Here is a 17,438-nt window from a genome sequence, read left to right as displayed (position 1 = left end):
GGTGGTTGTTGAAGTATAATGCGTGAGAATGCTAAAAGCAGCTTCGCCAACACTGTCCTATTTGGATTTTAGCCCTACAAGCTAAAGATTTATCTTGATTGTTTTCAGGCTGTTGTCAACTTGACTTAAACCATTCGTAACAAACAAGTTGCACATCTTCCTTTTTGATAATGTCTACCGAAGTTTCCTCCTCCATTTCAATATCTTGTCCTATTTCTTTTTCTATGAAATATTCCTCAAGATCGGCAACAAGATTAGTGAGGTTTTTATCTGACACATATTTATCCCAAATATTTTTTATCTCTTTCTCGAAGGTTTTCATATTATTAGTCGAGGTAATAACCTTCAGGACGTGATCTTTAGCCTCTATTTCTAATTCATCATTATTCGACCGCAGGTCTTTTTGTGTTAATGCTGTGTATATCTTTTGCATTAATTTTGATAACTGTGGCTTTATATAGCTGCTAGCCTGCTGCTTTTGCAAGTCTTCTACCAGATTATTAACTGCACCTGGCAAAACAGCAAAAATTGCATTATCAAAATTTACTGGCGGTAAATCGTCAGGCTTTGGATAATCACTTTCCTTGCACTGAATCATTTTAAAAATCTTTCGTTTTTCATTAGTTATTATCAAGTCTTTGTAAGTTGAGCTACGGTCTGTAGTTATCGCACCATTAATGCGTGGGTAAAAATGCCATATACTGCGGTCTTTGGCACTGAAAGCTAGAAATATACCATTTGGCCCATCTTTGCGGGTGCTATGAATTCCCATTGGGATTTCTTCGATAAGTTCTCTGCTTTTGTTCGTGAGAAACTCTAACAATGGAAAACGCATCTCATCTAGCGACATGAGATCGCCGCCTTGCTCTAACTCTTCCAGAATTGCGGCTTTTTCTGCATCTGTATCAGCTTGTTTAAGTTTACGTAATTCTTCAATTGACTTCTCTGAGATAGTTTCCCCTAGAACGCTACCGTCTAAACCAACTTCACGATCTATTCTGGCTATCCGTTCTTGTAATCGCTTAACCAGTCCTAATAGCTTTTCTAAACCTTCCTCTGGGAAACAGTTGTAAATAAATAATTTTTCAAAATCTGTACCCAGGCGATCGATGCGTCCCGCGCGTTGAATCATGCGAACTGGATTCCAGTGAAGGTCATAATTTACTAGCACTCCTGCATCCTGTAGGTTTTGCCCTTCCGATAGCACGTCAGTACAGATTAGAATGTCGATAGGATTGTCTAAGCATTCTTGCAAGTCTTCTGCATTTTCACAGTTAGCTTTGGGAGCAAAGCGCTTGACCTTATCCTGCCGCATCTTGGGAGATGTCGCGCCAGTGATAATATCGATCGCCGGGTTACCCATAACTGCTAACCATGTCTTATCCTTAATTAGCTCTTGATACAAATAATTAGCGGTGTCCTTGAAGTAGCTAAAGACAAGGCTTTTTTTGTTCTGTAACTGCTGTTGTAGTAAATTTTTGAATGCGACTAACTTTAGATCGTTCTCTGTACCCTCTGCCACAGCTTGACGAATGTTTCGCAATTTATTGATAATTTCTTCGAGGTTGTGAAAGTCTTCAGAAATTTTTTTCTGAAGTTGAGTGATATCGTAATCCTGCGGGTCAATGTCTGTAAGAGATTCTAATATTTCCGTAATTTCAATATTTTCCTCTTCATCTTGTTCAGCAGCTACAATTTTTTGAAATTTATTAGTGGTTAACAGTTTGCCATCTTGCAGGCAGCTATTGAACTCAGATTGAAACTTTTGCTGTCTTGTAATGCTTGTTTCAAAAGCGACTATTGAACTTTCTAAGCGCTTTAACCATAGAGATTTCATTAAGGCGGCTAGTGCATTATTTTTTTTGACTTCTACTTCGTCATTTTTATTTTTTTTGCGCTTAAATAACTTGATATTATAGGGAGCTAAGTTCAAGCAATCTATTTGCTCAGCAATCCTAGCATATAATCCTTGATAAGTCTCTTCAAAGTTATAGGTGAATTTTTCTAACTGACGGGTAGGAAAATGTATCTCTTTACCACCAATAAAAATTTGTTCCCCGGCTTTCTGTCGTTTAATGACATCCAAGCGCGATCGCCTCACCATTGTCTGCATAAGCAGTTCTGTAATTTCGATATTGCCTTTATCTAAGGCTCGGAAGTAACTGGTAAGATTGCTGATACCCCACTCGCGGTAATAGGTCGGGGTATTACGTGCCATGAGTAGCATTTGATGATACAGGTCGTAAACAGTGTTATTGATCGGAGTTGCCGTCAATAGCACGATCTTTTTATTACGCTTACCTGTGCTAATTAGCTTCTGAAGATTAAGAAAGCGGTTAGTTCCAGAGTTACGGAAATTGTGCGATTCATCTACCACAACGATGTCATGTTTGGTGAAGCGTCTAATATCAAACTTGTTGCGCCCCAATTCTTCCTGAGACACGATATCTGCTTTGATACCATATTCATCCAGTTTTTTAATCCATACAAAATCTCGCAACTGGGCGGGGCAAATTACTAGAGCACGCGGTACATAACCAGGACTGCGCTCTTCCTGTAGGTAATGCTCAATTAGCCTCAAACCAATATAGGTTTTACCTAAACCTACTGCATCAGCAACCATGCAAGCATCGTGGCGATCAATTAACCTGACTGCTTGCTCAAACCCTTGTTGTTGAAAACTTGCTAATTCTAAGGTTGTGCGATCGCTCCCTTCGCTCTGGGTTTCATCTTTAAATAGCTCGTACAGTGCTTTGACGAATACCTGGTAGGGCGTGTAAGCTTTACTCCCAAACTTGGAAGCGTTGAGCGCGCCTATGAGTTTGGTTTTATAGTCAAGGTCAACGCTGGGGTCGTTCCAGAACTTTTCAAACCAGTTGTGCCGTAAGTCACGCGCAATTGCCTCAATCTTGTTGACCACGTTTAGCTCGGTGTTGCCACTCAACCCCGATGGAGTAAAGTTACTAGAACCAATGATGCTGTACTTGTCGAAGATATAAGCTTTGGCGTGCAGAAATTGGGTTTTATCGCCCACTGCCCCAAACAATCTTACTTGAATGTGCTCTTGCTGGAGATAGGCAATCAAGCGGTCTATCTGTTGCTTGTACTCCAGTTTGAAGGTTTGACCCTCTAGCTGCTGTTGGAGGTCGCGCCGAAGGTAGTGGATCAAGTCAATGCGATCGCTCTCAGCGGGACGGATGGTAGGGTCGCGCCCAATCAGGAGTCTAAGACTGGTTAGGGCATTCATAGCATCTTCTAGCCGCACCCATGCCTCAATACGGAAAAAACCAGTGGCGATGTCGAGAATGAGTTGACGATCGTCTTTGATTAGGGTTTTGAGGACGGCTTCGAGCTTGTATTGGGAGTTGTCGATATAGTCCGGGAGGGGCATATTGTTCTATGGAGCATTTCCAGGATTAACGATCATATCAAGAACTCTTTCTAGTCGCTCAACTGTATCAATTGCAGCTTGAATTTCTCCAGTTGGCGCGATTGCCAGTTGGGCATAGCTGAGGCGATTCATTATGTAAGAATGATAAGTTTGTATCTCTGACTGTAAACTTGCATCAATGTAATGTTCCGTAATAATAGCGTCCCAAAAATCCTTAAGGGGTATCTTGTTTGTTGGTTCTTTATACTTAACACGGAGACTCATTTTTTCGCAAAACCACTTGATTTTCAACTCAAAGGCTGAGCGTAAGTATTGTGCCGATAAATTATGCTCGTTCGCCAATAAAAAACATCTTGCTTTGTCAATATCTTTTTGCTGTTGAGTTGGTGGTTTAACAATTGCATCAAGTGCTTCTTCTAATCGCTTAACTGTATCAATTGCAGCTTGAATTTCTCCAGTTGGCGCGATTGCCAGTTGGGTATGACTGAGGGGGTTCATTATATAACTAAGAGAAATTCCCATATCTGTTTTTAGATTTTCATCGATAAAATTTCCCTTGAGGATAGTTTCCCAAAATTCATTTAACGGTATTTTTTTTGTGTCTTCTTTATACTTAATAGGGAGGTTCATTTTTTCACAAAACCATTTAAGTTTTACCTCAAAAGCTGTACGTAAGTATATTGCTGCTGCTTTGTGATCGTTGGTCAATAAATATTCTATAGCCTTATCAAGATATTGTTTATTTTCAACTAGAATCGGCATTTCGTAATCTGTTCCATGACCAGCATATAGTTCTAGGGTTTTCCAAGAGGGAAAATGACGCTTAAGGATTTCATACCATTCCTTATCGTAAGTCATTAAGAAGATGTGGAAATCATTGAATAAATTTTTAAGAATAGTGATAACTGGTAAACGGTTGGACATATCTAAGCCAATCAAAACATCATCAAGTACCAATACTTTTAAAGCACTTGGTGGATTGACTTGCAAAGCCGCTAGGTATATTGCAAGTGATATGGCTGACAGTTTGGCTTCATTGAGAAATTGATGAGGTAGAAGAAAGTCGGTATTAAGAAATTTAACACAAAGAACAACTTTATTACCTATTAAGCATTTGTTGGCTCTATCTACAGTTACTCCTTGGAATTGCAAGTCGATCGTAACTGGATATCCAAAATATTGGAGAATATCCAGTGCTTGATCTCTAAGCTGATTTAGGATGCTAGCTAGACCATTGTTAAAATTATTAAGTGCATCCTCTAGCTCTTGTATTTTGCGAGTATGTCTACTGTGTGGGACTTTTTTTTGCTCAATTTCCGCCCATTCCTCACTAAAACGTTTTTGTGTCAGGCTATTTATGCTGTTAGCAAGAATAGTTTTTATTAAAAGGCTAAACAGGTCTACTTCACTATCTTTTGGATGTAAGAAGTAAATTTCTAAGAGAGATTTGTAATCCAGACTACCTTTAGTTTTGGACGCATCGATAATTACTTGAGCATTGGTTTCGCGGGTAATATCAGACCATTCATAAGTAGTTTCTGGAGCGAGATGAGTAGACCGCATAGAAATTTTGACATGACCACCATCAGTATCAGTTACAAAAAAATTGCGATGTTGAGAAAATGCAATATTGCGTACATGAGAGTCGATAAATAACTCAATTGCTTTGAGTAAGGAAGATTTACCACTACCATTTTCACCATATATAATTAGGTTTCTACCTTTTTTACCCAAGTCAATGGTATGTTCTCCATAGAAAGCTCGAAAGTTTTTGAGTTCAATTTTTGTGATTTTCATGTAATCCCTCTAATTGTCCGCACTACAGGTACGCTGTCTAAAAAGAATATACCAACGCGAATCGGATGATCTTTTTCAAACAATTGCCGAAAAATCGGACGTAGTGCCTGCATTTTGTCACCTTTAAGTTTGTCTAGACTTGGCAAGTTTTCTTGCAAGAGATGGCGCATAAAGTATTTATCCTGGGCATGAAGTTCATCGGGTAGATATAGCTCCATTACTACTGCATCAATAATTTGCTCAAAGTAACTCAGCATCAATTTGTCATCAGCAACTGCCATAAGTTTCTCGCCATGACTGGGAATGTCTTTAAGTTCGGCCGTGAGGTAGAGGACATAAAGCACAAGGGTTTCTATTGCTTTACGAACTGGTTCAGTAGTAGTGGGAATAGGAATTTGAGAGACATAGATGGATTTGAAACGTCTAAAATCACCTCGAATAGTAGGGAAAATTTGATTAATAAAAAATTGTCCAGATACTGAATTTAAAAAACTTAATAAATAGCTTAACTGTGAAGGTATAAAAAATAACGTGCAGTCAAGGAAATAACTATTATTATCAAAGGTAAATTCACCACGATTGGCAATATCTGGATAAATGATCTTAGGCTGAGCAAACTCTTGCCAGTATTTGCAAGAGCGCAATTCCCAAAAAAAATTACCCTGATCTTCTCGCTTGATTAAACGCTCCCTAAAGAGTTGCAAATGTTCGTAAATCGCAGGGTAAGTTTTAGAAAAAATTTTTTCTGCTTCTGGTTCAGGCTTATTTGACCAGGGATGTATTTTATTTTCGGATGACTCAATTTTAATTAGATATTGTTCGGCAAAGTCTACTCTCCAACGCTTAACATCACGACCACGCAGAAAAGGCTTAAGAACTTCAGATGATGACGGATGTTGGGCAATCAGCCGATCTCGTGTTTCACTCCCTACAATAAAAGCTTCATTCAAACCTGTTTTAATACCGTAATATAACTTACTATTAACGTACTTTCCTAATGAGGTTCCAGCCTTTCGTAGTTTCTCTAGCAATTCAAAAGCTGCTGGAGAATCAATACGCCAACTATCAGATTTTAATTCCGATTGAGGCATAGCAAAGCTTTGCGCTTTAAAGATTCGCGGTAAATCGTCAATTAACTTAGCTTGCTCCCAAGTTAGTACCTGTATCTTAGTTTCTGAAGTAGGCTTTTCTTTGCTAAGAACTACAATACTTGGATATGCGATCGCTTCAAACACTGAAGTATCTCCAAAATCAATTAATATCTGAACGGTTGACTCTTCTCCTAAAAACTTACGGAGCTTTTCACCATAGCCTGACCGAAAATATTTATTAGAGGTGATGTAGGTAAGATGTCCACCATCTCTTAAAAGCCTAAAACCCCGCTCGTAGAAATAAACAAAAATATCGGCGGTTCCTGCAAAGCATTCAAATTCTTTCTGTAAAGCAGGTTTTAATGCCTTAATTGATTCTTGGCGCACATACGGCGGATTGCCAATCACTACATCAAAACCACCCTTCTTATCAAACACATCCCTAAAGTGCAGATGGTACTGGAAAAAATTAAGTGATCGCTCCCCACTTTCCACCTCAAAAGCAAACCTATCCAACTCAGTCAACTTAGCAGCGATCTCGGCTAGTTCCTTTTCTTGAAGCTTAGAAACCTTACCCTTCATCGCTTTAATCTTGCGTTCTAAGTCTTGCTGTCTGCCTACCCAATACTGGCGACGATCGGCCACAGCCACCCTAAACACATTGGCTTCTGTTTCTAAAATCTGCGATCGCAACTGGTGGCGTTCTTCGGTTTGAGCATCAAAATATCGATGTTGCAACTCTAGTAGTGGTTGAATTGCTTGCTGGATCGGTGTTACTGCCAACATTCCCTGCTGAGTCTTAGTAGGGTCAGGAATCAGTCGCTCACCATAAATAGTAGAAATGAGGGAATCACCGCACATTAACTTATAGTCAAGGTTTGGCAGTGGTTCTACATTGTCAATGTTGGGAATATCCACCACCAGCGACAACCACATCCGCAGTTTAGCAATTTCAATCGATTCCGGTTTGATATCCACACCATAAAGATTATTCCCAATAATCTCTCGTTTCCACTCGCTCATGGTGAGGCTACCACGCTGTACAGTCATCCCTTCCCGACGAGCGATTGCTTGCCGCACCTGTAAAATAGTTTGCATCATGCCCAATGGGAAAGCACCGGAACCTACAGCCGGGTCAAGCACCTTAATATTCTCAACGGCTTTCTTGAGCGATCGCGCCTGTTGAGGACTCATTAACTGATTAAAGTCAGTGTCGGATAAATCAGGGTCATATTCTACGAATTGCCTTACCGCGTCTAAGTCCATCCCCGATTCATCAACCAGATAACGAGTCAGCACCTCAGCACACATAAACTGAACAATCCCTCTAGGAGTGTAGAACGTACCCGATTGTCCTCGTTCCTCGGCGGCTAACATATTCTCAAAAACCTTACCCAACATTTCAGGGTCAACGGCGACATCTTCATCACCCGCGACGTTCTCAGATACAGTGAAATTGTAGCTATTGAAAAATCCCAGAATGCCGTCACTGCTGCCGGGGTCAAATAGAGAATTAGGTAAAGTAATAGTTTCTGGTGTTTCTCGTCCGGCTGCGTCTCGAATGCCTGCACCATAATCTCGGTCAAACAAACCGCCATTGAGATAGGGAATTTTGCCCCAACGTGACTCAAAGTTAGGGCGTTGTGCGTTAAGAGTTTCAAAGAACAGCGGTTCTAGGACTTCGCCGTAATAGTTTGTATCGTCGGGTTTGGTTCTGAAGGGCTCGTATTGTTTGGTAAGGAAACGGCGATCGCCTGCTAAAAATTCCTTCTTTTGCAAAAAGTAGAGGAACATAACCCGTCCCAGTAAGCGCTGCGAAAACTGGTGCAAGCGGTCTGAATCGTTAAAGTACGAGTGCGGGTTATGTTTCTTGACAGCAGCCTGCACCCGATCAAATAATTCTTTGTAACCCCGATAAAACTGTTTGGTGAGTTTTTCAACATCAAATGCTTCACACTGGGCCGCATACAGTTCTCGTGGTGTTCGATGACCAGCGGCAATGGCTTCTAGGCGATCGCGATCGTAAGCAGTAGGATTGGTACGGTCAATTAATAGCTTACGGATACTGGTTTTAACGTTCATTCCTTCGTCGAAGGTTCTTCGGGGGTTAACCAGCATTAATTGGTTGTAATCTTTGGTTGCCAGTAGTAAAAATTCGTTGGCGCTACGGCAAACCTGATTGGCGATCGCTTTCATCCGAGTGCTAGCGGTACTGGGAGAAGCCCATTCGTCAGGGTGCAATTGAAACAGTAAAACTTGGAGTTCGCCATTTCCCTGGTCGGCAATCAAATGCGCGTTACAAATCGATGTGGCATTCCGCTCCGATAAATTAAAGGTTTCCACACCAAGCTGTTGAGTTTTTATAACATAGCCCAATTTCTGAAATAGAGAGGCGACTCTTTCCGGACTATCAACATTTCGTAAATCGTCAAGTTGCAACAACCTCTCTGGCATAACTTTCTTTATCTAAAGTTCAACTCGAATTGTGACGCTATTTCTTCAATCTGTTTCATCGCTAATAGTAATGGAACTAAAAAATCTCTTGCCCACCTGCGAGCATGAGAAAGCAATACGTCTAAACGAAAGGCGAATTGTGTTGGGTCAATCCAGAGCTTTTCTTTACTTGGCAGATAAATTGTTGAATGTCTGCCTTAGTTTGCATGGGTACTATCAATTAACATGAGTACCTAACTATATATCATCTCACTAGGCAAATGGTCGCGCCTTCAGAAAGCTTAATACCTTGAAGTGCCTTTCAGACACGATCGCCACTAAATCTGCCACCTCAAATTTCCCCGTGTCGATCACATCTGCCAAGTTCCAGTCAATACCCAGCGCAACACCCAACAACTTTCTGCCGATCGCCCATTGAATCCGACTTGCAAAACATTGGGCAATTGGCGGCGGGGTAAGTAGTCGGCGGTATTCAGTTTGCTCAGATGCTGTAAGGGTCTGCCAAATGGCGGCGTGATCGGCGTGTCCCTTTTCGCAGACTTCTTGAGAATGGTGGCTATTTGGCGGGCTGTTGTTTGATGGCTGAGAGCTATTGTCCAGCAGATTAAGTTTACACAGTCGGCTTGGCTGTCTTTCATTGGGGAAGGTGATCGAAACAACTATTATTCAAAACAATCGCCTTAAAATGTCATATTTTTTCAACCTTCCATCCAGCCTGACTCCCAACTTTGTCGGCTCGGATGAATGCAAAAGCGCCCCGCTTGAATCGATCGCCACTGGGCTTAACTCCGATGAGCGCCCTAACTTCGGCTGTCGATAAAATCCAACCGGAGGCGATCGCCTGTTCCAACGCTGCGTAATGTTGCAGAGGGTCGCGATTTGCTGCAATGTGTCTGGTGATCACCTCGATGAGCTCAAGAAAGTTTTCTCTGTCTTGATTTATAGCTGTTGTGGTCGCAGGTTGGATCGCTTCTGTTTTGAAAATTTCGGTGTGGCTGCTCTCAAAATCAGATAGGGTGCCACCAGATTTTAGATGCTGATTTAACTTGTCCAGTTTGTCCAGTTGGTCACTGGAAATTTTGCCTCGGGCTACTGGTTCGATCGATAAAGCTTTTATGCGATCGTACACAGATTGCTTGCTGCTTAGGCTGTAGCGCTCTTGCAGGCTTGCGATCGGGTAAGTTTCCATATGTCCAGTTTGTCCAGTTTGGTACTGGATAAATTGTAACTCTGATTAGTCCAGTAAGCGACTGGACAATTAACTGGACAAATAATCTTGCGGTTTACAAGCAAGGATTTGACAGGCTCAACCCAACTTACACCGAGGGGCGATCGCAACCAGCATTCTCATTCAAGAAACGCTCATGACAGTTTCGCCTAAAGAAAACCTTTGGATTAGACAAATTTTTCTTTGGCATTTGAAAATAACGTTGATGCTAAGGTAAGCCTGTAAGTTTAATAATTTAAGTTTTTTGAGATGAGTCCTAAATAAAAATTTGCCAAGTATAATAGTAGTTACGTACTATCAAATAACATTTAATTTTCTAGTTAAGGTTTAAAAAAGTTTATGAATGAAAAGCATCAGCAACCTGAATCAGCAGTCTTTTGTCCTTCGGATTTCATGAGGGCGCGACGACCCTATCTGTTTTCTGATACACAAGTAGTTGGAGAGCCACTTTTAGATCGGAGTTTCCTTGAATACCACTTAGAAACTTTGACTAATCGTAGCCAAGAAAAAGATTTTGAGCATTTCTGCCGACGATTAGCTGAAAAAGAGCTTTGTCCTAACCTTTTGCCCCAAACGGGACCCACTGGAGGAGGAGATAGCAAGGTAGACTCTGAAACATACCCTGTTTCCGATACTGTTTCACTTCGCTGGTATGAGGGCATTGGACGCGAAGCGGCTTCAGAGCGTTGGGCATTTGCCATCAGCGCAAAAAAAGAATGGCGTTCAAAAGTTCGTTCTGATGTACAAGGCATTGTAGAAACGCAGCGTGGCTACACCTTGATCTATTTCATCAGTAATCAATACATCAAAGATAAAGATCGAGCCACTATTGAGGATGAATTGCGTATAAAATACAACGTTAATGTACGAGTTCTGGACAGAACCTGGATACTTGATAAGGTGTTTCAGAACAAGCGAGAACATTTAGCTATAGAAAATCTCAAAATTAGTTCATCACTGACTCAATCTATTAAGAAAGGTTCTTTAGATACAGCTCGTGAATCTGAGTTAAAGGAGTTAGAGGCGCAGATACAAGACCCCACTCGTTATCAAGGCATTGAGTATCAACTTGTTGAAGATTGCATTGAGGCAGCTACACTGTCACGTGAACTTGAATGGCCACGTGTAGAAGTCGAGGGACGTTTTACACGAGCTGAACGTGTAGCCGAACAATATGGAACGCCTCAGCAGAAGCTTCAGTGTGCTTACGATAAGGCTTGGACTTCTTTTTGGTGGCATGATGACTTTAATACTTTTAATCGAATCTACGATAACGTTGAACGTTTAGCAGTTGGTAGCAACCAAGTTAAAGATATTGAATTGTCAGTTAGGTTGTGGCAGTTATTATGGGCTACTGTTCAACGCTCACAACTTAATGCTTCTGACGCAAAACTAGATACACGAGCTAAAACTTTACGTATTGAATTACAAAGACTCCAGGCTGAGCAAGACCGACCAAGCACTGTTTTACAGTCACGATCGCTTGAGTTACTGATGGATGTTAGCGAGTTTAACGATAAACCTGCTGAACTTAAAAGAATATTTAGTGAATTCCGTAAAGTATTTGAGGAAGGCAAAGGTTTAGTTAACTTTCATGTAACTCCTCTCATTAAGATCCTTATGGAATTAGGTGAGTATTTGCCTGATGATCCTGGCTTTGATGAGCTTTTTGAGTGCATGCTTCTACTTTCCCAAGAGCGAGAGAGTAGAGCGACTTCTGGGCGTATGCTCCTGACGAGAGGAAACCAAAAGCTTATCAGTGGAAACCATTACGAAGCAATTCGTCTTCTTGGTCGAGCGCAGCATGATTTGGCTATGCGTGAATGCCGTGGGGAGTTAATTGCTGCTCTAGCCTTATGTGCGAGTGCTTATGAATCAGCAGGTTTACTGTGGGCTGCACGTTCTAATATGCTTCTAGCAGCATCTCAGGCTTTTAATCAGTATTGGGAAGATGGCACAATTACTATTCAAGCTTTCGCTTGTTTACAGCGTTTGATTTGGATTGAATTACAGTTAGGGCAAATTCCAATTACTCTCACGTGGATTGAAAATGTCACAGCTATTGCACAAGTGCTTGGATTTGAGGAAGAAACCCAAGAGAGATTCTTGAAAGAGAGAGAGGCTCAGGATCGAGTTCTTGGGATACTCCTTCTTAAGACTACCTTCAAGGACTTACATTGGTTGGAATCTATTCCAGAAATCCTCAAAAAGCTTAGTTTAAATCATTCATTTATAGCATCGCTATATGCACTAGGACATGAAGATGCTCTTCGTTCTGAAGGTTGGATTTTACAGGAAGAAAATGAAGCACGTGTCCGTGAATTTTTTGAGGCTTGGATAGCACAACAAGCGAGTCACGATTTACCAGAGGTTCCTGAGTTTTTAGCAGAGGACAAAGTAGAACTTAGCTCTCAAGTATTGGGCTGTAATATAATTGCTGAAGCACCAACCAACAATAGATCTTTATTTATTGCAGAGTCAATTCTTGCTGCTTTTGAAGCTTTTCTTGCCACGAGTCTTGATTCTAGGTTGTTCCCACATCAGTCAAATATAAGATTTCAAATTTCTCCTTCAAATTCAGTTGTAGGTGTTATTAATTTTAAAATTCAGATGGAAACTTCTGCAAATAATGAAACTCTAATGAAAGTGCAGCATTCTGTCAATGAATCTTATGCAGATATTAATTCTGAAACACTAAGTAAAGAATTGGCTGAGTTAGTTATTCAATTAGTTTTTCACATAGCTTTTATACCAGATCCAGGACCGTACTTTGATAGGCTGCGAGAGGAGTCTGCTTTTTCACGTGCATTTGATTTTACTAACGTAGCTACTGCTATTTGGAATATTTTGGGCAAAACTCCAAAAATTAAACTTGCAGACTGGCAAGCCAATGATGGAAATAAGCGTTTTCCAGCTCACCGAACAACCGTTTGGAATAATGAAACAATTCAGGCTGCTTCTGTTGAACAGACTACCTCGATAACAGCTAAATCAGGTCAGGGCGAACCTCCTCCAGAGCTTAAGAGTGTCGATCATCTAAAGCATCGTGATCGTAAAGTTTATTCTCTGCTTAATGTTGCTCTTTGGGATAAAGCCAATTGGAAAGGAACAGGTTTCGGCTTCATTCCAAACAGTCAAAAATTACCACAGTTAAACCTTGCACTTTTATTTGGTAATGAGAATGCAGGCAAGCAGATTTTTTCTCAATGGAAACAAGAGTTTGGGGACGAAGATATAGAGGAAAGAATAAGGCTATCCATCATTACCGGAATTGATTCGGATAACCCAGCAGCTTATCGTGTTGTTATCGGAGTCAATCCTGACTGGGTAAAAGCCTCTAACAATTCACAGTTTATCTTGACATATCAAATTAATACTATGAAGCCAAGAGATTCAAGAAATCTAGATCAGTTTGTAGAGTTGTTTGAAAAATTAGGTTTTTATATTCTTACTCCAGCGTATATATCTCAAGATTTTTCTAGCGCAGAGTCCTTCGAGGAATTAGGGGTTTTGAAACGACAAATATTTACTCGTCCTGCATGGCAAATAGGGGAGCATGATTTTGACTTATGTGGTATTCAGCCGGATGATAAAATAATTATTCCTAAACACATTAAAGATCCCCCTATTATACGTGCTTTGGCACAAATCCGAAAAATGAAATCCAAATAAGTCATAAAAACTTGTTGGTTACCAAGTCCTCTAGCGGCCTAACAACCCCAATGCACCTGATACCGAGAGGGTATCGATGAGTTTCCAAAATCATTTTCTGCGAGTCATTAAGACTGGAGTTTAGACTAAAAAACGCTCGCATCTAAAAGTAGCTGCCTTTCAACAGAAGGCAAGTTATTGCTCAACAACTCAAAAAAGAGGAGATTAAACAACTAATCTTGAAGACTTTTTGCGTCGAGAAACTCGTTTCTTGACAGTGGGATATCGCGGTGCCGATATCCGTACCTTTCCTGTTTCCCAGCCAGGAGATTTCCCCCTATGTTTAGGTAGTTGAGCCGGAGTACCAATGTCAACTAAAACCGATAACATTGATTGGGCAACACGTCCAGGAGTTAAATCGATCATAGCAGACTGCCAAGGCAGTCGATTTTCGAGAACTAAATCCCTAGCCAGCCAGAGTTGCCAACTCCGGGGCGGCATTAAATCACTCCAACGCTCAGATTGTTCGGGAGTTCTCAAGTTAGGCAATGTCCAATGTAATCGTTGCTTAGCAAACCGATACCAATGATCCACTCTCTTTGCGTCGTAAATACTTAAACCAAACAGTTTCTAAGGATAGAGTTCGTTCTCCCACCCAAACCAACCACAAGGGTGGAAACGGCTGACCGCTTGACATGGGATTCATTCTTAAGGGCGAGGATTAAATTAACTGGATGTCCCGGCGCACGATAAAAATGTAAGTCAAGCCGTTGACTGACTCGGACTTGTCCCAACTGTGGATGTTCATCCATTTCAATCACAGTATCCGCTTCGAGCCATGTGGTTGGGTCATTGAGTCTCATTTTGGACCCGTGTTTCCGTGGTCTACCGCGACCACTATAGGCTGGTGGTGCCGACCACTTTCCAGGCATTCTTTCGGACTCTCATTAAGCAATCAGCTTGAATATCTGCTTGCGCTAATACCCAAGTTGCATTGCCATATTCTCGGTCTAAAACTGCTAATACTGGGTTGAGGCTCTGTTCACAGAAAAGTTTGAGTTGGGAAGCTGCTTGAAGTATGGGTGAAGACCCACTACTAATTCGTTCATGGAGTAGGGGTAATGCCCAACTTCCATGAGCTTCAGGTATCCAGGCAATTGTACTGTACCCTTGTCCTATAATTACGCCCCCCTGATATTCATGGGTTCTGTCTTTTAAGGTTTTAGCGTCCGGTCTCCCCCATACAGTATGATCGATCGCCACTAATATATGTTCTGTTGCGGGTACTTGCTGTTCTAATTGCTCTCGATACAACTCCATCAGTTTTTTTCGGTCTGGTCTACAGTCTTGTAAGGCTTCATAGATACTTGACCATTGTCTATTGAATAGCGGGCTGAGTGAAAATTCTGCCAAACAAGACGCATTCCTGGTGGTCATCACTGCATCCATTAGCTCGAAAGTGGCATAGGAGAGCTCGCACCAATAATTCGTATGCTGCTTGACGAAAGTCCTTTAATCGTTCACTGTTCATTGAGGGAGTGGATAGGTTTTATTTTTCACCCTCATTCTCTCCCGGCGCGGTGGCTCAAGTCCTGCTTTTGCCACCGTTCTCTCTTTTTTAGTCTAAACTCCAGTTAAGAACGTCAGATCGCTATGGATGCGATATAAGCTACAGGTTGTAATCAAATAAAGGTTAATCATGGCAGGTTTTAATTGAAACTTCTAGAGATTGCAGGTAGGACCAATGCTTAGACAGTGAAGGGTGACTGCTAGATTCACAGTTTGAAATCTAATTTCACGATCGGATTTTCTGCAAAGGTACCCTTTTTAAAAGCGTCTTGTGGGACGCTTTTTAGGTGAATTAAGAATATACAAAAGAGTGCCGTTTATCCTCTGTCGATCGCAAGGGATTTTTGGAACACAGCAGCTTAATCGCTCGACTCCTTCCGATCACGGTCATCATCCAGCCTAGTCTTTGCATTATTCCGATCACCCTTCACTCTGCTCACCGACTGCTGAAAGTCGGCTCTCTACAGTTGCTGGCTTTAAAGAGCGCGATCGTATAAAGCTTAACTTGTCCAGTGATATGGTGGACAAGTTACTGGACAAGTTACAATTAATTATTCTCTGACAGAAGCGCAACTGGTTTCGCTTTTAGAGCATTGCCTCTAGTAGTTCAATAATTTCCTCTATTTCATCTCTATCCATCTCGCTGGCAATTTTGAGAATTTTCTCTTTATGGTTGGCTTTTGTGCCAATGTTCCCGGTGTTGAGCTTGCGGCCGCTCTTGTCACTTCGCTCACTTATTTCTGGCAAAAGTCCCTCTGACTGTAAGTGCTTACGGTGCTTGCTAACAGTGGGTGTGCTTAGACCGCAGAAATCGGCAGGGGTGGTGGCTATTTTTCCGACAGTCTTCTAAATTTTTTCACTTCGACAAAGACTTAAGAGCCCGTCGAAAAAACCCCACTAGAGGTTTAGGCGAGAAAAGGGTATTTCCCCGCCTAGAACGTGAAAGCAGCGCCACTACGTCAGGATACAGGAATTTCTGATTTTTATTTGACTCTAGCTTTCAGAAGTGGGGTGCATTTTTAGCCAACGGTGCATCAAACATCTTGGCAGCCAAATCAGTCCCAACAATCCAGATTTGATACAGAAGCTAGAAAGTTGTAATCAGCGCAACTTGGGGAAAATTTGGAAGGACTGCCACATCTTGTAGATTCCAAACTCCCTTTCATTTGCCTTCCACTGCGCTATCCCTACCTCAACGGTCTGAACCTCTGATCGGGCTTTTGCTAAATATTGAACCTGCTGAGCCTTTAGGCTTTCCAAGTCAATACGCGCAGCCTCAACTTGTAATCGAAGTTCGGACAGGGCAATGTGAGTTTGTTGAGCTTTCATATTGTCAATTTTAGATTGGTCTTATCTAGTGTCAACAGATTTCTAAAAACAGATTTTAGCTGGGGATTTTAGGGCAAAAATTGCGATCGGCTCAGGGTGCAGGGTGAGGTATGCGAGTTGCAGGGTGAGGTTAGGTATCTCAAAGTGGTTTTATAAATACCCAACACGCCACACCCGAAGGCTAGGTCAGGATAGGTGCATATCCTAACCCAGGGCTTAAAACTGGTACAGCACGGTTACTCCGGCGCTGGAAGGGGGTCGAGTCGATCTCCCGATTGCCCTTCACTCCCTCACCGACTGCTGAAAGTCCGCTCTCTAAAGTTGCTGGCATTGAAGAGCGCGATCGAATAAAGCCCAACTTGTACAGTGATGCGGTAGACAAGTTAGGGGGTAAATGAGCAGTCGTACAGAAACTTACGAATCGGCTGAAACTTTTACTGGATAAGCATTCTGGGAACTACTTTTTTTGTCTCTCAAAAACTTAAAGAGTTGAAAATTAAACTGTACCAACTAGAGCATAGGTTTTTTGGTACAGCTTTTTTGTACGGCACAGTAAGGATTTGAGGCTTTTAAATTTCAGACAGCTCAATTGGTACAGGTTTATAAGAGGCGAGCGCAGTATTCAAAACGACTAATCAATTCCTTAGCGTAAGTTTCTGTTCGACTGCTCATTTCACCCCGCATACTGCATCGAAAAGTATTTGTTGAGCCTGCTAATTCTACTAAAACTGCGAGGGCGATCGTTTGCCTAATTGAATTTTTGTTCAATACTGAGCGTGTTGTGGCTCTACCATACAAACGCTCCTCTTTATTGGAGAAGTTTTTTATATTTTGGTATAAATATATCTCTGAACATTGCTATTGCTACGACTCATTCCTGCTTTTTGTGCAAGCTTCCTCTCTGGCATAAGTTTGAGTTTTCATGCGT

General features: G+C 41.5%; 11 protein-coding genes. 1 reads left to right on the top strand and 10 read right to left on the bottom strand.

Annotated features, from left to right (window positions below; translation table 11 throughout):
- Positions 1-115: 115 nt before the first annotated feature.
- The 5 genes from QUA03_RS15785 to QUA03_RS15765 all read right to left on the bottom strand — a co-directional run bounded on the left by QUA03_RS15785 (position 116) and on the right by QUA03_RS15765 (position 9,922).
- Complete coding sequence (locus QUA03_RS15785) at positions 116-3,391, bottom strand: helicase-related protein (RefSeq protein ID WP_333213218.1); 3,276 nt, start codon at positions 3,389-3,391, stop codon at positions 116-118.
- Positions 3,392-3,397: 6 nt separating this feature from the next.
- Positions 3,398-5,188 carry an AAA family ATPase gene (locus QUA03_RS15780; RefSeq protein ID WP_333213217.1) on the bottom strand — a complete coding sequence of 597 codons (1,791 nt, stop codon included), beginning with the start codon at positions 5,186-5,188 and terminating at the stop codon, positions 3,398-3,400.
- Positions 5,185-8,733 carry an Eco57I restriction-modification methylase domain-containing protein gene (locus QUA03_RS15775; RefSeq protein ID WP_333213216.1) on the bottom strand — a complete coding sequence of 1,183 codons (3,549 nt, stop codon included), beginning with the start codon at positions 8,731-8,733 and terminating at the stop codon, positions 5,185-5,187. The genes QUA03_RS15780 and QUA03_RS15775 overlap by 4 nt, the downstream gene beginning before the upstream one ends.
- A gap of 350 nt (positions 8,734-9,083) precedes the next feature.
- Complete coding sequence (locus tag QUA03_RS15770; protein WP_333213215.1) at positions 9,084-9,371, bottom strand: hypothetical protein; 288 nt, start codon at positions 9,369-9,371, stop codon at positions 9,084-9,086.
- A gap of 50 nt (positions 9,372-9,421) precedes the next feature.
- Positions 9,422-9,922, bottom strand: coding sequence for a hypothetical protein (locus QUA03_RS15765; RefSeq protein WP_333213214.1), 501 nt, complete (start codon positions 9,920-9,922; stop codon positions 9,422-9,424).
- A gap of 378 nt (positions 9,923-10,300) precedes the next feature.
- Between QUA03_RS15765 and QUA03_RS15760 the strand changes: the two genes are divergently transcribed.
- Positions 10,301-13,633, top strand: a complete 3,333-nt coding sequence (locus QUA03_RS15760; RefSeq protein ID WP_333213213.1) for a hypothetical protein — start codon at positions 10,301-10,303, stop codon at positions 13,631-13,633.
- A 204-nt stretch (positions 13,634-13,837) separates the two neighbouring features.
- Here the strand turns inward: QUA03_RS15760 and QUA03_RS15755 are convergent, their stop codons facing one another.
- The 5 genes from QUA03_RS15755 to QUA03_RS15735 all read right to left on the bottom strand — a co-directional run bounded on the left by QUA03_RS15755 (position 13,838) and on the right by QUA03_RS15735 (position 16,510).
- On the bottom strand, positions 13,838-14,161 hold the full coding sequence (locus QUA03_RS15755; RefSeq protein WP_333213212.1) for a hypothetical protein: 324 nt from the start codon (positions 14,159-14,161) through the stop codon (positions 13,838-13,840).
- A gap of 65 nt (positions 14,162-14,226) precedes the next feature.
- Positions 14,227-14,475 (bottom strand): hypothetical protein, encoded by a 249-nt coding sequence (locus QUA03_RS15750; protein ID WP_333213211.1) that lies wholly within the window; start codon positions 14,473-14,475, stop codon positions 14,227-14,229.
- A gap of 34 nt (positions 14,476-14,509) precedes the next feature.
- Positions 14,510-15,049 (bottom strand): hypothetical protein, encoded by a 540-nt coding sequence (locus QUA03_RS15745; protein WP_333213210.1) that lies wholly within the window; start codon positions 15,047-15,049, stop codon positions 14,510-14,512.
- Between the two features lie 717 nt (positions 15,050-15,766).
- The gene (locus QUA03_RS15740) at positions 15,767-15,928 is read right to left on the bottom strand and encodes a hypothetical protein (protein ID WP_333213209.1); all 162 of its coding nucleotides are present in this window, start codon (positions 15,926-15,928) and stop codon (positions 15,767-15,769) included.
- Positions 15,929-16,282: 354 nt separating this feature from the next.
- Complete coding sequence (locus QUA03_RS15735; protein ID WP_333213208.1) at positions 16,283-16,510, bottom strand: hypothetical protein; 228 nt, start codon at positions 16,508-16,510, stop codon at positions 16,283-16,285.
- Positions 16,511-17,438: the final 928 nt, after the last annotated feature.

The sequence above is a fragment of the Microcoleus sp. S36b_A4 genome (assembly GCF_036700645.1).
Classification (GTDB): Bacteria; Cyanobacteriota; Cyanobacteriia; order Cyanobacteriales; family Microcoleaceae; genus Microcoleus.
This window is presented reverse-complemented; position numbering and strand designations above follow the sequence as displayed.